Origin of the sequence: Thermaerobacter composti, from assembly GCF_033582035.1 — a bacterium.
Classification (GTDB): Bacteria; Bacillota; Sulfobacillia; order Thermaerobacterales; family Thermaerobacteraceae; genus Thermaerobacter; species Thermaerobacter composti.
Genome location: NZ_CP132508.1, coordinates 2834903 through 2850051 on the forward strand (window position 1 = coordinate 2834903; position 15149 = coordinate 2850051).

10 protein-coding genes, 8 tRNA genes and 1 other RNA gene are annotated in these 15149 nt (G+C 75.7%); 2 read left to right on the forward strand and 17 right to left on the reverse strand.

Annotation, left to right across the window (positions count from 1 at the left end; genetic code table 11):
* Nucleotides 1–15 precede the first annotated feature (15 nt).
* From clpP to Q5761_RS11505, 5 genes are all read right to left on the reverse strand, one after another.
* A complete protein-coding gene (clpP, locus tag Q5761_RS11485; RefSeq protein WP_135224481.1) occupies nucleotides 16–615 on the reverse strand; it encodes an ATP-dependent Clp endopeptidase proteolytic subunit ClpP in 600 nt (199 codons plus the stop codon).
* 239 nt (nucleotides 616–854) lie between these two features.
* Nucleotides 855–2297 carry a trigger factor gene (tig, locus tag Q5761_RS11490; RefSeq protein ID WP_167758837.1) on the reverse strand — a complete coding sequence of 481 codons (1443 nt, stop codon included), beginning with the start codon at nucleotides 2295–2297 and terminating at the stop codon, nucleotides 855–857.
* 400 nt (nucleotides 2298–2697) lie between these two features.
* A tRNA-Gly gene (locus Q5761_RS11495) sits at nucleotides 2698–2772 on the reverse strand.
* 49 nt (nucleotides 2773–2821) lie between these two features.
* Nucleotides 2822–2903, reverse strand: a tRNA-Leu gene (locus tag Q5761_RS11500).
* A 158-nt stretch (nucleotides 2904–3061) separates the two neighbouring features.
* Nucleotides 3062–4492 (reverse strand): ISLre2 family transposase, encoded by a 1431-nt coding sequence (locus tag Q5761_RS11505; protein WP_318750665.1) that lies wholly within the window; start codon nucleotides 4490–4492, stop codon nucleotides 3062–3064.
* 265 nt (nucleotides 4493–4757) lie between these two features.
* On the opposite strand from Q5761_RS11505, the gene speE reads away from it, so the two are divergent.
* On the forward strand, nucleotides 4758–5627 hold the full coding sequence (gene speE, locus Q5761_RS11510; RefSeq protein ID WP_135224483.1) for a polyamine aminopropyltransferase: 870 nt from the start codon (nucleotides 4758–4760) through the stop codon (nucleotides 5625–5627).
* Here speE and Q5761_RS11515 read toward each other — a convergent pair.
* Nucleotides 5584–6489: an ankyrin repeat domain-containing protein gene (locus Q5761_RS11515; protein ID WP_305791211.1), complete on the reverse strand. Its 906-nt coding sequence runs from the start codon at nucleotides 6487–6489 to the stop codon at nucleotides 5584–5586. The two genes, speE and Q5761_RS11515, sit on opposite strands and share 44 nt — an antisense overlap.
* A 461-nt stretch (nucleotides 6490–6950) precedes the next feature.
* On the opposite strand from Q5761_RS11515, the gene Q5761_RS11520 reads away from it, so the two are divergent.
* Complete coding sequence (locus Q5761_RS11520) at nucleotides 6951–8687, forward strand: amino acid permease (protein WP_243123662.1); 1737 nt, start codon at nucleotides 6951–6953, stop codon at nucleotides 8685–8687.
* Nucleotides 8688–9397: 710 nt separating this feature from the next.
* On the opposite strand, the gene Q5761_RS11525 is transcribed toward Q5761_RS11520, so the two are convergent.
* From Q5761_RS11525 to ssrA, 11 genes are all read right to left on the reverse strand, one after another.
* Nucleotides 9398–9470, reverse strand: a tRNA-Lys gene (locus Q5761_RS11525).
* Nucleotides 9471–9478: 8 nt separating this feature from the next.
* Nucleotides 9479–9549: transfer RNA gene (locus Q5761_RS11530), tRNA-Gln, on the reverse strand.
* Nucleotides 9550–9662: 113 nt separating this feature from the next.
* A tRNA-His gene (locus tag Q5761_RS11535) sits at nucleotides 9663–9736 on the reverse strand.
* A gap of 263 nt (nucleotides 9737–9999) precedes the next feature.
* Nucleotides 10000–10074, reverse strand: a tRNA-Arg gene (locus Q5761_RS11540).
* Nucleotides 10075–10104: 30 nt separating this feature from the next.
* Nucleotides 10105–10175, reverse strand: a tRNA-Gly gene (locus Q5761_RS11545).
* 14 nt (nucleotides 10176–10189) lie between these two features.
* A tRNA-Pro gene (locus tag Q5761_RS11550) sits at nucleotides 10190–10261 on the reverse strand.
* A gap of 13 nt (nucleotides 10262–10274) precedes the next feature.
* Entirely contained in the window at nucleotides 10275–10883 is a 609-nt protein-coding gene (locus Q5761_RS11555; protein ID WP_318751653.1) for an XTP/dITP diphosphatase, read from the reverse strand.
* Nucleotides 10884–11204: 321 nt separating this feature from the next.
* Entirely contained in the window at nucleotides 11205–12590 is a 1386-nt protein-coding gene (glmL, locus tag Q5761_RS11560) for a methylaspartate mutase accessory protein GlmL (RefSeq protein WP_318750666.1), read from the reverse strand.
* A gap of 189 nt (nucleotides 12591–12779) precedes the next feature.
* Complete coding sequence (locus Q5761_RS11565) at nucleotides 12780–13310, reverse strand: DUF2179 domain-containing protein (protein WP_135224486.1); 531 nt, start codon at nucleotides 13308–13310, stop codon at nucleotides 12780–12782.
* Complete coding sequence (gene dinB / locus Q5761_RS11570) at nucleotides 13295–14575, reverse strand: DNA polymerase IV (protein ID WP_318750667.1); 1281 nt, start codon at nucleotides 14573–14575, stop codon at nucleotides 13295–13297. Before dinB ends, Q5761_RS11565 begins: the two co-directional genes overlap by 16 nt.
* Before the next feature lie 197 nt (nucleotides 14576–14772).
* Nucleotides 14773–15127: a transfer-messenger RNA gene (ssrA, locus tag Q5761_RS11575) on the reverse strand.
* Nucleotides 15128–15149: the final 22 nt, after the last annotated feature.

Genomic DNA, 15149 nt, shown 5'->3' on the forward strand with positions numbered 1-15149 from the left:
CCTCTCTTGCCGGGCTCACCCGTCCGACCGCTTGGGCCGCGGCTCCAGGACGTGATCGATGATCCCGTACGCCTTGGCCTCCTCCGCGGTCATGAAGAAGTCGCGCTCGGTGTCCCGCTCGATCCGCTCCAGCGGCTGCCCCGTGTGCTTGCTCAGGATCTCGTTGGCCACCTGCCGCAGCTTCAGCAGCTGGTCGGCGTAGATCTTCACGTCCGACGCCGTCCCGCCGACCTGGGAGTGGGGCTGGTGGATCATGATGCGCGAGTGGGGCAGGGCGTACCGCTTCCCCTTCGCCCCGCCCGCCAGGAGGATCGCGGCCATGCTGGCGGCCAGCCCGACGCAGTAGGTGGCGACGTCGGGCTTGATGTGCTGCATCGTGTCGTAGATGGCCAGCCCCGAGTCCACGCTGCCGCCCGGGCTGTTGATGTAGATGGAGATGTCCCGGTCGGGATCGTCGGTCTGGAGGAACAGCAGCTGGGCGATCACGGAGTTGGCCACCACGTCGTCGATGGGCGTGCCGATGAAGACGATGCGGTCCTTGAGGAGCCGCGAGTAGATGTCGTAGGCCCGCTCCCCCCGGTTGGTCTGCTCGATGACGTACGGCACCAGGTTCATCCCAGCCCACCTCGCCCTCGCCCACCGAAGCCGGCGGTGCGCCCGCGGGGAACCTGCCGGTCTCCGGCCCGGCTCGTGGTCCGAGGGGGACGAACCGGCCGCCCGGAGGCGCAGCTTCGGTGTCTATTATATTGGCCCGATCCCGGGCCGCCCGCACCGCCCCAGGAATCCGAACCGGCCCGGGACCCGGCGCCGTGGCGCCCTCCCTGCGGCCGGTCGTCGTCAACCCTTGCGCCCGATCAGTGGGCCGCTTCCGCTGCGGTCGGGCCCGCGGCGTCGCCCTGGACGTCGTCACCCGCCTGGACGGGGGCGACACCGGACGCCGCGCCCGCCTCCGCGCGGGCACCGGCGGTGGCGGCCCCCTGCCCGGCCGCGGCCTCCGACGCCGCCGGCTGGCCCGTGGCCAGCGCCACCAGGCGGTCCACCGCCTTGCGCCGACGGACGTTGGCCACCACGCCATCCATCAGCCCCAGGCGGCGGAACCGCTCGCGCAGCTTGGGCAGGGGCTCGTCCAGGGCCGCGGCCAGCTCGCGCAGCTCCGCCTCGACCTCGGCGTCGGTGACCTGGATCCCCTCGGCCTTGGCCACCGCGTCGAGGACCAGGTCGGTGCGGACGTCGTCCTCCGCCGCGCGCCGGAGCGACTCCTCCAGCTGTTCGCGGGTCTGGCCCGTGGACCGCAGGTAGCCCTCCAGGTCATCGCCCTGGCGTCGGAGCTGGTCCTCGAGGGTGGCGAGCCGCTCCTCCACCCGACGCCGCACCAGCGTCTCCGGCACCTCCAGCCGCGCGCCGGCCACGACCCTCTCCACCACCTGCCGTCGCACCTGGGCCCGAACCCGTTCCTCGGCGAGTCGGGTCAGTTGTTTCTCGACCCTCTCGCGCAACTCCTGCAGGCTGGCCACCCCGGCCACGTCGCGGGCGAAGTCGTCGTCCAGCGTCGGCAGCTGCTTGCGCTTGAGCTCCTTCAGCCGGACGCGGAAAGTGGCGGTCTTGCCCCGCAGACCCTCCTCCGGGTGGTCGTCGGGGAAGGTGACGGGGATGTCCCTCTCCTCCCCCACCCGCATGCCGACGATCCGATCCTCCACCCCGTCCACCAGGCGCCCCGACCCCAGCTCGACGGAGTAGTCCTCGGCGCGGCCGCCCGGAATGGGCTGTCCATCCAGGGTCCCGGCCAGGTCGAGGACGGCCACCATCCCCTTCTCCGCCACGGCGTCCTCACCGGCCGGCTCCAGGGTGGCGTGGAGCTGGCGCCACTGCTCCAGCTCCCGGTCCACGTCCTCCGCGGTGACGGTCGCAGGCGGCACCTCGACGCGCACCGACCGGTAGTCGCCGAGCTCCACGTCCGGCTTGACCTCGACCTCGGCCTTGAAGCGCAAGCCGCTCTCCTCGCTGAAGGCCTCGATCTCGAGCTCCGGCTGGTCGATGGGCTCGATGCCGGTCTCCGCCACCGCCTGCCGGTACGCGTCCGGCAGCAGGTGCTCCAGCGCCTCGTCGTACAGCGCCGCCTTGCCCAGGTGGCGCTCCACCAGGAAGCGGGGCGCCCGGCCCTTGCGGAAGCCCGGGATCTGCACGTGGCGCACCAGGTGGCGGTAGGCGCGGTCCAGCGCCCGGGCCACCGCCTCGGGCTCCACCTCCACGCGCAACGTCGCCCGGCGGTTCTCGATCTTCTCCACCGTCGCCCTCAACGTCGCCCATCCTCCTCGGCACGGGGCCGGCACGGGCGGTGCCGGAGGCGTGACCTCCGCCCAACGGGACCAAGGCAGTCTACCACAAGGCATGGGCCGTGACAATCGACGGGCGGGCGCCGCGCAGGCCCCCCGCGCCACCGGGCCGCGGCCCGCGCCCTGCCACCCCGCCGACCGGGCGCCGCGCCGCGGCTCGGGCTGCTGTCCCGCCGCCGATCGGGCGCCGCCACCTCGCGCCAACCCCAAACCGCCAGCCGCGCCCCGGGCCCTGTCGGCTGCCCCCTGGCGCGGCGCAGCCCGGGCGCCGCCCGACCCGTGCCCCCGCGCCGACCCGACCGACCCAGGCAGCCCAATACGATGGTGGCGCCCTGCCGATGCCAGCGCGGCGGGCGCCACCGGATGGAGCGGGAGACGGGATTCGAACCCGCGGCCTTCTGCATGGCAAGCAGACGCTCTACCCCTGAGCTACTCCCGCATGCTCTCCTGCGACGGTGCGACCGCCCGCCAGGACGTCGCGGGCGATGTGCGGGCGGGGAGACTCGAACTCCCACGGGACGAGCCCACCAGATCCTAAGTCTGGCGCGTCTGCCATTCCGCCACGCCCGCGCGTCGCCGGCGGTCGCTCCGGCGGGCCGACGACGCCATGCACGGCCCGCCGGCCGTGCGCGTCCTTGATTTTAGCACCATCGTGTGCCCCTGTCCACACGGGTGGACCGCGGGTCCGTGTCACGTTCCGGTGGGTGCCCCCAGCGGTGAATCGGCTGTCAAGCCACCGGTGCGTGGACATGGGCCAGGTCGCGCAGCACCTGAACCCAGGGTTTGGTCGCATGCGGCCCGGTGAGCGCTGGGATGCGGGCACGCAGCCAACGGGCTGGGTCCTCCTCGAGCTGGCGCATCACGCGCTGAACGGCCTGGCGTGTCGCCTGCCGCACGCCGGGCGAAATCTGCAGGGGCCGGCCGCCGAGGACCGCGCGCCAGTGGGGGTCCACGCGTTCGCTCAAGAGCCGCGCCAAGTGGTCGGCGCCGCGTTCACTCCAACACGCCCCATGCCGTTTCATCCGTCGTGCAAGGACGTGAAAGACTTCTGCTTCGATCGCCCCCAGCCGCGGCGCTTCCCCAGAAGCCACAATCCCGTCCCAGTGCTCCCGCAAGTAGCCGCGCAGCCGCAACAAGCGCTCCCGCGCCGGACCACGCCGCCCCCGTAGCGCCTGGCGAAGCGCCGACTCCACGCCCGCCCAATCCCCCGCTTCGATGGCCCGGCACACCTGGGCGTACGTCTCCTCGGAAGGCGATAACGCCTCCCGGAGGGCTCTCCGCAGGTGGAACGGATCCAGCCGGTAACACGCGCGGGGGAAGTACTGCAACCCCTGCTTGACCCAATGCGCCCCATCGCCTCCGAGGTAACAGGCCTGGACCGCGCTCAGATCCCAGTGCGTCCCCCAATAGGCGCTCGCCTGCTCCCAAAAGGCCGTCCCCGGCATCACCCCCGCCACGACCCGCCGCTCCCGCAGCGCTTGCCGGTTCGAACCCACGGCTTGCTTGCCTTCGTACGCGACCCCCAGCTTCAACACCACCGGTTGCCCTCGACCCCGCAGATAAACCTCGTCCGCTTCGGCATGCAGCTGCGCACTCCGGCGCCGGCCTTCCGGCACCTGGCCCTCCACGAACACCGACCGCCGCAGCCGCTCCGCCGCCTCCTTCAACCGGCGCCCCGCCCGTTGGGACGCCCGCCACACCGTCATCGCCCGCGCCGGTGCCTGCCCCGCCGTCAACTCCCGCAGGACCGCCGCCGCTCGGTGATACGGCATCTCCGTCGCGAGCCGCCGGCACAGCGCTTCCAGCCGCGGCGACAGTCGCCGCCGCGATTCCAAGCCCAGTGCTTCATCCAGCAAGAACACACCCTGGCCCGTCGCCCGGTCCCGGTAGTAACGTCGCTTCACCTGCAACTCGCCCAGCGGCGTGTCCAGGACCCGCTCCCGCGTGTCCAGGCACTCATATCGGCTCGGGTCCCGCTCCTGCATCAGTCGCTCATCGATCCCGGCCAACACCCACTCCAGCAGCCGCAGTGTCAGCCGGCCGCTGAGCCGCTGAACGGCTTCCTCCAGTTCGCCAAACGATCGGTCCTCCGTCACCAGCTCCGCCAGTTCCCGCAATGTCTGGAGGAAAAGTTCGCGCACAGCGTGTATGCTGAGCATGGGGCCTCACCCTCCGACTGCCGCTGGGGAAGCCGTCCCGATGCAGGGACAGCCTCCGGGTGAGGCCTTTTCTATTTGCCTCGACCCTCACCTACCGAAACGTTACACGGACGACCGCGGGTGCGCCGCGCCTGGTCACCCCGGGATCCAGCGGCGCCCCCGCCCGTGTGGACAATCCCCGGGATTATGGCAAAGTGTATGGGGACGAACCCGCTGCACGCGGCCCATCGGGGACGCACCACGACCACGCAAAGGAGTGACGGCCGTGTCCCAGGCTGGGTGGCAGGTCGACCCCGAATCCGGGTGGCTGGTGGAGAACCAGACCATCGGGTTCGAGATCCGTTGGCGCCTGCAGCGCCTGCTCCACCACGAACGGTCCGCCTACCAGGACATCGTGGTCGCGGAGCTGGAGCGCTTCGGGCGCGCCCTGTTCCTGGACCGCATCCTCCAGGTCGCCGAGCTGGACGAGTTCATCTACCACGAGATGCTCGTCCACGTGCCCTTGGCGGCCCTGCCCGCCGCCCGCCGCGTGCTGATCATCGGCGGTGGCGACGGCGGCACCCTGCGCGAGGTCACGCGCTGGCGCGACGTCGAAGAGGTCCACCTGGTGGAGCTGGACGAGGCGGTGGTGCGGGTGTGCCGCCAGTGGCTCCCGCAGCTGGGTGCCGGCGCGTGGGACGACCCGCGCCTCACCATCCACTACGCCGACGGCTTCGCCTTCCTCGAGGCGGCGCCCGCAGGCCACTACGACGCCATCCTGGTGGACTGCAGCGACCCCGGCACGCCGGCGGACACCCTCTACAGCGAGGCGTTCTACCGGACCGCCCACCGCGCCCTGGCCGAGGGCGGGTGCCTGGTCCAGCAGGCGCTGTCGCCCTTCATCCATCGCGACGTATTGACCACCATCCTGCAGCGCCTGGCGGCGGTCTTCCCCCAGCGGGGCGTCTACTTCTGCCCGTCCATCAGCTATCTCATCGGGCTCCAGGCCTTCGTGTGGGGCGCCAAGGGGACGAACCCGGCCGCCGGCCCGGCCCGGACCGCTCCCGACGGGACCCGTTGGTACACCCCGGAGTCGCACCGCGCCGCCTTCCTCATGCCGCCGGCCCTGGCGATCTTCCGAGCCAGCGCCGGATGACGGGGTCCCGGGCGTGGTCGGCCGGCGTGCGGCCGCGGGCGTCGCGGGCCCGGGGGTCCGCACCCCGGTCCAGCAGCCAGCGGACGGCCGCCCGCTGGCCGGCCAGCGCCGCCACGTGGAGCGGCGTGCCCTGCCAGTCGTTGCGCGCGTCCAGGCACGCGGGATCGCGCCGCAGCCACGCCTCCAGCCGCTCCAGGTCACCGAGCCCGGCGGCCGCGAAGGGACCGATGGTCGCCCCGCGCTCCACCAGGAGCCGGGCCACCTGGGGATGGCCGAAGACGATGGCCCAGTCCAGGGGGGTCTGCCCGCCCTCGCCCTGCGCGTCGATCCGCGCACCGCGGTCGAGGAGCAGGGCGGCGACCTCGGGGTGGCCGAACCGCGCCGCGTAGTGCAGGGGCACCAGGCCCCAGCGGTTGACGGCATCGGGATCGGCCCCCAGGTCCAGCAGGCGGCCGGCCACGTCGGTCCAGCCGTGCCGGGCCGCGTGGTGCAGGGGCGTCATGCCGTTGGGGGCCGTGGCGCGGGCCAGCTCGGGGTGCGCGTCGAGGAGCGCCCGCACCCGGGCGCGACGGCCGTCGCGCCCGGCCCGCAGCAGGGCTGCGGCCGGCCCCTCGGCGGCCGCCGCGTCCTGTCGCCGCCCCGCGGCGACAGGACGCGCGGGCTCTGGCGGGGCGGCGCCCGTCGCCGCTGTCCCGGCCCGGGCTGCCCCCGGTCCAGCCGCCGGCTCGCCCCCATCCCCCGCCGCACCCCGCGGCGGGGCGCCCCCGCCCGGCCACGGGGCATCCCCATCCGGCCGCGGGGCATCCCCCTCCCGCGGGAGGACACCTGGCTCCCTCTCTCCCCTGCCCGGTTCTCCGCGCACTGCGTCGCCTCCCTCGCCTGCCGCCGGGACGCACCGGGACGAGCCGTCCCCGCCGGGACGGCCCCGCACCGCGCGGCCGGGGCCCGGGCTGGGGCCGGGCTCGCCGCGCCCGGGCCGTGCCGGCCGGTCCCGGTCGTCGCGCCGCGGCGCCACGGCAGCAGCGGCTGGGCGCCGGCCCGGCGGATGTCGTCCGTACTGGGCGCCCGACGGGCGCCCGGCACGGACGACCGCTGGACGCTCCGGATGGGGTCCCGCTCCCGGCCGCCCCGTGCCCCGGATGCGGTCTCGCTGCCGGCTCCATGCCCCGTGCCCCGGATGCGGTCCCGCTCCCGGCTCCATGCTAAGGTCCGGGCCGCCCACGGGGAAGACGGGCGGCCCGGGTCCTCGGCCGGCCGCGGTGCGCGCACCGGGCGGGCGCAGCGGGGAGACGACCTGGCGTAGGTCGCCGGGCGGGTGATCCCATGGAACGGGGCCAGGGGCTCACCAGCGGCCAGATGACGATGCTCGCCCTCGGCAGCGCCATCGGCGGCGCCTTCTTCCTCGGGTCGGCGGTGGCCATCCGCAGCGCGGGTCCCGCGGTGCTGCTGGGCTTCGCCGTGGGCGGCCTCGTCGTCTACGTGGTGCTGATGGCCCTCGCCGACCTGACGCTGGAGGACCCGGCCCCCGGTTCCTTCCGCGACTACGCCCAGCGGGCCTTCGGCCCGCTGGCCGGCTTCGTGGTGGGTTGGGTGTACTGGGCCGGGCTGGCCCTGGCGATGTCCAGCGAGGCCACGGCGGCGGCCGTGTTCCTCCGCACCTGGTGGCCCGACGCCTCCGGACCCGTGCTGGCCACCGCCATCGTGCTGGCGGTGACGGGCCTGAACCTCTTGGGCGCGCGCCAGCTGGCGCGCCTGGAGGGCGTGCTGGCGGGCATCAAGCTGCTGGCGGTGGTGGGGTTCATCCTGGTGGCGGGAAGCCTGATCGCCGGGCTGTGGCCCGGGCGCGCACCCGTGGGGTGGGGCGCCCTGGCCCGGGAGCCCTGGGTGGCCGGGGGCGGGCGCGGATTGCTGGGCGCCATGCTGGTGGTCATGTTCACGTACGCGGGCACGGAGGTCATCGGGCTGGCGGCGCCGTCGGCGCGGGACCCGCGGCGCACGGTGCTGCGGGCGGCGCGGCGCACCGCCCTGGCCCTGGCGGGCCTCTACGTCGTGGCGGTGGGCAGCCTGCTGCCGCTGATCCCGACGGCGCGCCTGGACGTGTCGGCCAGCCCGCTGGTGGCCGCCCTGGCGGCCCACGGGCTCGGGACCACCTCGCGCCTGGTGAATGGCGTGCTGGTGACCGCGATCCTCTCGACCATGCTGGCCGTGATGTTCAGCTTGGGCCGCGTGCTGCGGTCCCTGGCCGAGGACGGCATGGGGCCCACCTGGCTGGTGGACCCCGGGACGGTGCCGCGCCGCGGGATCGTCTTCTCGGGGGCCGCCATGCTGGGCGGCGTCGCGCTGGGGTACGTGGTGCCCCGTCAGGTCTACGTGTTCCTGGTCAGCGCCGGCGGGTTCGCCCTGCTGCTGGTCTACGGCAGCATCGTCGCCGCCCACTGGCGGCTGCGGGCCGACGCGGCGCCAGGGGCGAGGCTGGTGCCCGCCTTCCCCTGGAGCAACGCCCTGGTGCTGCTCCTGGTGCTCGCCGTGCTGGCCGGCATGCCCCTGGTGCCCGGCCAGGGGATGGGACTGGCGGCCGGCCTCGCCTTGACCGCGCTGGCGGCCGGGGTCTACGGGCTGCGGCGGCGCGGCGGCCGCCGGCCGGCAGGGCGCGGGACGCGGCGCGGTGCAGACGCGGCGAGCCGCCGGCCCGCCGATGACCGTGCCCCGGCTGCGGCCGGGACGCCGGCGGCGACCCCGGCGCCCGCGGGCGTCCGCCTGCCGAAGGCCGACCCGGCCCCGGCGCCGGCCTGGGACCTCGGGCAGGAGCTGGCACCCCCGACCCGTCAGCCGACGGCCCCAGCGCCCGCTCCGGCGCAGCCGGCCCGGCAGCCGGCGCGCCCGGCCGGGAGCGGCGCCCGGCCGACGCCGGCTGCGCCCGCCCCATCCCGAGGCGCGGGAGCAGCGGGCGGCGGGGGCGGCGGGCCGGCCCGCGGCGAGCGTGGTGCCACCGGAGGCGAGGGACAGCCGCACCGCCCGCGGCGCACCGCCCCTCGGCCCCCGCACCGGCGGACCCGTTAGGGCCTGCGGCCCCGGCTCCTGCAGCACCGCCGCGCCCGCTGGAGTTCCCGCTGCTGGGCCTCCCGGCGACCCGACCGGGTGCGGCGGGGACCGAGCACCGGGGGCCGGACGGGGCCGGCTGCCCGCACCGGATTCCGTCGGCGCCGGGCGCCTTCGCCCCAGGCGCACCCCGCGCCCCCATCCGGGAATGGCGTGCCGCTCCGGGCACCGCTGCCTGAACGGTTCCACGCCCGCCGCAAGGCCGGGAGCGTCCACGGCACCTCCCCACCCTCACCCCGGGCGCGGGCTTGGCGGCGCTCCTTCGCCAGGGCAAGACCCCAGGTTGCAGGCCAAGCGGCCGGCGCCCCCACGGAGGCCAGCGCCCGGCGCTGGCGAGGCGTGGGGTAGGGCGCAGCGGTCCGCCTGCGACCCGCGCGCATGAGGAAGCCCCGAGACCATCCAGGACATCGGACCTGAAGGACCAGAAGATGCGTGCTCGGACAGCGAACCGGCGGGGGAGGGCATGCCCAGCAGTCCTCCGATGGGACGCCATCGCCCTGGTCCATCCCGGTCCAGCATCGCGGGGGCCGGCGGGTCGCGGCGGGGCGCAGGCGGTGGGCCGTGGTAGCGGGCGGGGGCGGTGCACGCCCAGCGCCGGACACGCGAAGGCTCCTGGCGGCACCGCGGCGTGTGCCGCCGCGTGCCGCCAGGAGCCTTCCATCGCCGCCCGGTGGGCCATGAGGGAGTCGAACCCCCAACACCCCGGTTAAAAGCCGGGTGCTCTGCCAGTTGAGCTAATGGCCCTCCACCTGCTGGGGCGGCAGGATTCGAACCTGCGATCGAGGATCCAAAGTCCCCTGCCTTACCGCTTGGCTACGCCCCACCGTGGTCCGTGCGCGTGCGGCGCGCCCACCGTGCGGCCCGCTTCGCTCCCGAATGACGGGCGCCATGGCAACCGGCGGCTCGGAACGCGCCGCGTTCCGAGCCGCCGTCGTGGGTGACTGAGGGGATTCGAACCCCCGACCTCCAGGGCCACAACCTGGCGCTCTAACCAACTGAGCTACAGCCACCACGCAACGCCTGCGCACCATCGCCGCGCCTGCCGCGGTCGAGGGCTGCCCGCGGGCGGTGCGCCGCCGGTACCGGGCCTGCCCGCCGCGCCGCGCCGGTACCGGGCCTGCCCGCCCCGCCGCGAGCAGGGCGGCTTGCCGCGAGGCGGCCGACGTGCGCCGGCCCTCCCCATCATAGCACAACCCGCCTGGATCGAGCACGACCGGCGTGCGCCGGGGGCCCGCCGGGGCGCCCGCACCCGTTCCATCCCGGCAAGACCCGATGGCGCGCCCGGAGGGATTTGAACCCCCGACCCCCCGCTTAGAAGGCGGTCGCTCTTCCGCTGAGCTACGGGCGCGGGCCGGCGCCGCGCCGCGGCGCCCTGCTGAGCGGGAGACGGGAATCGAACCCGCGTCACCGGCTTGGAAGGCCGGCGCTCTACCATTGAGCTACTCCCGCGCGCACCGGTCGTGTCGGGGCGGGCGGATTCGAACCGCCGACCTCTTGCTCCCAAAGCAAGCGTGCTGCCCCTGCACCACGCCCCGCCGCACCGCGCCGTCACTTAACTATACCGTCCACCAGCCAGGCTCGCAACGCCGGCAGCAGCGCCCGCAGCGCCCGGCTGCGGTGGCTGACGCGGTTCTTGGCCTCGAGGCCGGCCTCGGCGAAGGTCATGCCGAGTTCGTCCGACAGGAACAGCGGATCGTAGCCGAAGCCCCCTGCACCCCGGGGCGCCTCCAGGATCCGGCCCCGGGTCTCGCCCTCGGCCCAGGTCCAGCGGCCGTCGGGCAGGGCCAGGACGACCACGGCCCGGAACCGCGCCGTGCGCCGCTCCGCGGGGACCCCCGCCAGCTCCGCCAGCAGTCGCGCGTTGTTGGCCGCGTCGGTGGCATCGGGTCCCGCATAGCGGGCGGAGTGCACGCCGGGCCTTCCGCCCAGGGCGTCCACGCACAGGCCGGAGTCGTCGGCCAGGGCCGGCAGGCCGGTCTGCCGGGCCACGGCCACGGCCTTGAGGCGCGCGTTCTCGAGGAAGGTGGTCCCCGTCTCCTCCGGCAGGACCACCGTCGGGAAGGCGTCGAGGGTGGTGACCGCCAAGGGCAGCCCCGCGGCCGCCAGCAGGCGCTCCAGCTCGCGCACCTTGCCGCGATTGTGCGTGGCCAGCACCAGGCGACCGGCGGCCCGCGAGCCGGGCGCCGCGGGTTCCGGGGCCTCCGGCCGCCGGCGGTCGCCGTCTGCACTTGCGCCCCTCGGGTGGGTGTCCAAGGCCGTCGCCTCCCCTTCGGGATCCCGCCGTCCCGCAGCCGCTGCCGCCCGCATCCCGGCGGTCGGCCATGGCACACGGGCCAGGCGGGGTCCTGGCGGGTCGCGCCCGCCACCGCCGCCGCGGCCGCCGCGGGCCAGCCGGCAGGCCCTGCGGCACGCTCCCGCGCCCGGATCCGAGGCCGGCCCCGGCTCCCGCCCGGAGGCCGGCGCGGCCCGACGCGCCCGCTACGCCACCCGGACGAGACCGGCCTTGAGGATCTTCAAGGCCGCCAACCGGTCGACCTCCGCCAGCAGGCCGGCGTGGCTGAGCAGGTAGTCGCCGTCGACCCACAGGGCGGCCCGGCGCGGCCTGAGCACCGGCCCGCCCCCCGCCGGGTCGAGGGCGGCGGCGAGGATGCGGGCCGGGTCAGGCGCATGGCGGAAGATGCCCCCCGTCCCGATGACGTGCCCGACCGACCGCAGGTCCTTGCCGTGCTGGACCCAGCGCCGCCCGTGGGGCGTGACCAGGGGCTCCCGCCGGCCGGCGTGCCGCTCCACCGCCACCCGTACCGCCGCCCGGGCCAGCTCCTGATCCGCCTCCTGCTCCGCCGGTTCGTCCGGCCCGGGGACGAAGGGGGGATCCGCCGCCCGGCGACGGGCGCGGCGCCGCCACGTCTCGGCCTCGCCGCCCGCCTGCACCAGGCCGGCGGCCTCCACCAGCGAGGGGGCGCCGTGGCGCAGGCCCAGGTCCCCCTCCACGGTGCGCTGGCTGCGAGGTGGCGGCAGCCCGCGCAGCACCGTCTTGCCGTCGGTGGGCCGGCCGTCGGCGACGGAGTGGACGTCGGTGGTGGCGCCGCCGACGTCGACCACCAGCAGCTCCCCCAGGCCGGCGGCGTCGCCGGCCCCCTCCGCCAGCAGCTCGGCCCCGCGCAGGGCCGCCGCCGGCGTGGGCATCAGGATGGCCCCGAGGCGCGCCTCCACCGTCCGCCACCCGCGGGCCACCACGATGCGCTCCATGAAGACGCGGCGGATCGCCTCCCGCGCTGGCTCCACCTGGATGGTGTCCAGCCGCGGCAGCACGTTGGCGACCACCACCGCCTGCTTGCCGGCGCGCTCCAGGATCGCGGCCGCCTCGGGCGCGGCCTCCCGGTTCCCCGCCACCACCACCGCAGCGGCCGTGGGGCACCGGGCCAGGGCGCGGGCGAGATCCAGCAGCGCCGTGCGGTTGCCGCCGTCGGTGCCGCCCGCCAGGAGCACGATCTCCGGATCCAGCGCGGCCAGTCGGTCCAGGTCGTCCGGCCCGAGGGTGCCGCTGAAGGTGGCCAGGACCCGCGCCCCGGCGCCCAGCGCGGCGCGCCGGGCCGCCTCGGCGGTCAGCCCGGGCACGAGGCCGACGGCCACCATGCGCAGGCCCCCGCCGGCGCTGGAGCAGGCCAGCCGGTGGCGAAAGGGCGGCAGCGGGGCGCCGTAGGCCCGCTCCAGCGCGGCCAGGGCGGCGTCCAGCCCGTGCTCCAGGCCGGTGGCGTAGGTGGTGGGCGCCTCGGCCCGCGCCAGCAGGCGCGGTTCGTCCAGGTCGACGGCGGCCACCTTGGTGAAGGTGCTGCCGAAGTCGACCAGCAGGGCGGCGTTCATCGGCATCCTCCTCGGGGCGGCGTCCCCTGGAGCCGGTCCCGCTGCACGTCAGCCGGTCCGGGCGCGCGGCAGGGCCTGGGCGCCGGTCCCGCCGCACGGCGGCACCTGGGCGGCGGTCCTACCGCGCGCGGTGGCGCTCGCGCGCCCGACCCGCCGCGCAGCGGCGCCCCCTCGCCGGGACCCGCCGGCTCACTTGCCCTTGCGCACGAACCCGCGGACGCCGCCGATGGCGCGGCGCGTGTCGAGGACGGTGACGAAGGCGTGGGGCTCGCGCTGCCGCAGGATCTCCAGCAGTTGCGGCAGGGCCTTGCGCTCCACCGTGATCAGCAGCACGGTGCGCTGCCCCTCGCGCCCCTGTCCCTCCAGCTCGGTCACGCCGTAGCCCTGACGGCGCAGGTCGTCGGCCAGGAAGCGGCCGCCGCTGCCATGGGGCACCACCTGGACCATCTCCACCCCCAGGGCCAGTCGCTCCTCCAGCAGGCCGCCCAGGTAGCTGCCGGTGGCGAACCCCAAGGCGTAGAAGACCAGGGTCAGCGGCCGCTCGTGCAGGCGTTCCACCACGAATCCCAGGGCGAGGATGTAGATCGTCACCTCGAAGAGCCCGACCACCGAGCCCAGCAGCCGCTGCCCGCGGAAGACCAGCATGAGCCGCAGGGTGCTGAGGCTGACGTCGGCGACCCGCGCCAGGAACACCAGCGCGTAGCTCAGGACCGGGTCCATGGGCGGCCGCCCCCTGCACCCGCCCCGGCCGCCGCGGGACCGGCGCGCCGACGGTCGGCGGTCGGCGTCGCGCGGCCGGCCGTCCGGTCCGGCCCACCGCCCCGCGGTGCGGCCTCGCCTTCGCCACCGGGCAGCCAGCGCGCCGCTAGGCCGAGGGCGCGGCGACCGAAGCGGCGGCGCACCCGGTCGACGGCCTCCGCCAGCCGCAGGCTGCGGGTGTCGCCCGGCCACAGGGACAGCTGCTGGGGATCGTCGCGGTGGACCAACCCTGCAGCCGCCACCCCCACCAGGCGCAGCCAGCGGTCCGCGGGCACGTGGCGCGCCAAGAGCTCCCGCGCCACGGCGAACAGCTCGCCATCGGCGCAGATCGGCCGGGGCAGGGCGCGGCTGCGGGTGATGGTGGTGAAGTCCGCATACCGCACCTTCAGGGTCACCTGGGTGGCCCGATACCCGTGCTGGCGCAGGCGGGTGCCCAACTCCTCGCAGAGCTCCGCCAGCACGGGCAGGACCGCCGCCGGCTGCCGGTCGCGGCCGAAGGTGCGCTCCTCGCTGAGGGAGCGGGTGGGCGCCGGCACCCCCACCGGGCGCGGATCCCAACCCCGCGCCCGGGCCTGCAGCTCGGCGGCCCGGCCCTTGAGCAGGCGCTGCAGCACCAGGGGGTCGGCCGCCGCCAGCTGCCCCAGCGTGGCGATGCCCGCGCGGCGCAGTCGCTGGGCCGTGGCCGGCCCCAGGCCCGGCAACGCCTCCACCGGCTGGGGCGCCAGCCACGCCTGGACGCCCTCGGGCGGCACGGCCAGGAGCCCGTCGGGCTTGGCCATCTGGCACGCCATCTTGGCCACCAGCCGGTTCGGCCCCACCCCGACGGTCATGGCCAGCCCCACCTCGCGCCGCACCGCCTCCCGCAGGCGCCGCGCGGCCGCGACCCCGTCGCCCGCCACCTCCAGGTACGCCTCGTCGATGGAGACGGGTTCGACGACCGGGCTCTCCCGCGCCAGGATGGCCATCACCTGGCGGGACACCTCGGCGTAGCGCTCGCGGCGCACGGGGAGGAACACGGCATGGGGGCAGAGGCGCCGCGCCTGGGCCAGGGGCATGGCCGAGCGCACGCCGAAGGCCCGGGCCTCGTAGGAGCAGGTGGCCACCACACCCCGCGACCCGGGATCGCCACCGACGATCACCGGCCGCCCCCGCAGCTCGGGCCGGTCCCGCTGCTCCACGGCGGCGAAGAAGGCGTCGAGGTCGCAGTGCAGCACCCAGCGCTGCATCGGACTCCCCTCCGGGCTCGCGGACCGGGCCCCGTCGGCGCATCCGGCGCCGCGGCCCCGACCGGCGACGGACCGCCCGCTCCCCGGTCCGCGTGCCCTCGAACACCTGGAACCCCTTCCGCGCGCCCCCGACATGCCGGCGCCCCGGGCGGCCGGCCGAGGCCGGCCGCCCGGGGCGCCGCGATGACCGCGACAACCGGTGGAGGTGCGGGGATTTGCACCCCGGTCCGCCAGCGGGCCAGCCGGAGCCTCTACGAGCGTAGCCCCTGTCCGGTTCTCGCCCACCGGGCCCCCAGGGGCAGGGTCCGCGGCAGGCCAGCCCGCCTTGGGGATCTCGCCGCCGGCTCTGCGGGCGGAGCCGACAGCCAGCCTGCTGGGTTGGAACCGCGTCAGCCCCGCAGGCGAGGGCTCACGCGGCTTGGCCGCTATCGATCAAGCAGCCAGGGCAAGCTCTTCGTCGGCACTTATCGCCGTGCCGCTGTTTAACGAGGCGCGGCACCTCGGCTCGCTTCTCCGGCCCACCCTACCGGCGTCGAATCTAAGATCACCCCCGCAATGCACCCTGCACGCCGCC

Excerpts from the sequence above, each read along its gene's own strand:
- glmL (WP_318750666.1), bottom strand. The coding sequence starts at position 12,590 with ATGAACGCCGCCCTGCTGGTCGACTTCGGCAGCACCTTCACCAAGGTG.
- dinB (WP_318750667.1), bottom strand. The coding sequence starts at position 14,575 with ATGCAGCGCTGGGTGCTGCACTGCGACCTCGACGCCTTCTTCGCCGCC.
- Q5761_RS11520 (WP_243123662.1), top strand. The coding sequence starts at position 6,951 with ATGGAACGGGGCCAGGGGCTCACCAGCGGCCAGATGACGATGCTCGCC.
- clpP (WP_135224481.1), bottom strand. The coding sequence starts at position 615 with ATGAACCTGGTGCCGTACGTCATCGAGCAGACCAACCGGGGGGAGCGG.
- Q5761_RS11505 (WP_318750665.1), bottom strand. The coding sequence starts at position 4,492 with ATGCTCAGCATACACGCTGTGCGCGAACTTTTCCTCCAGACATTGCGG.
- Q5761_RS11565 (WP_135224486.1), bottom strand. The coding sequence starts at position 13,310 with ATGGACCCGGTCCTGAGCTACGCGCTGGTGTTCCTGGCGCGGGTCGCC.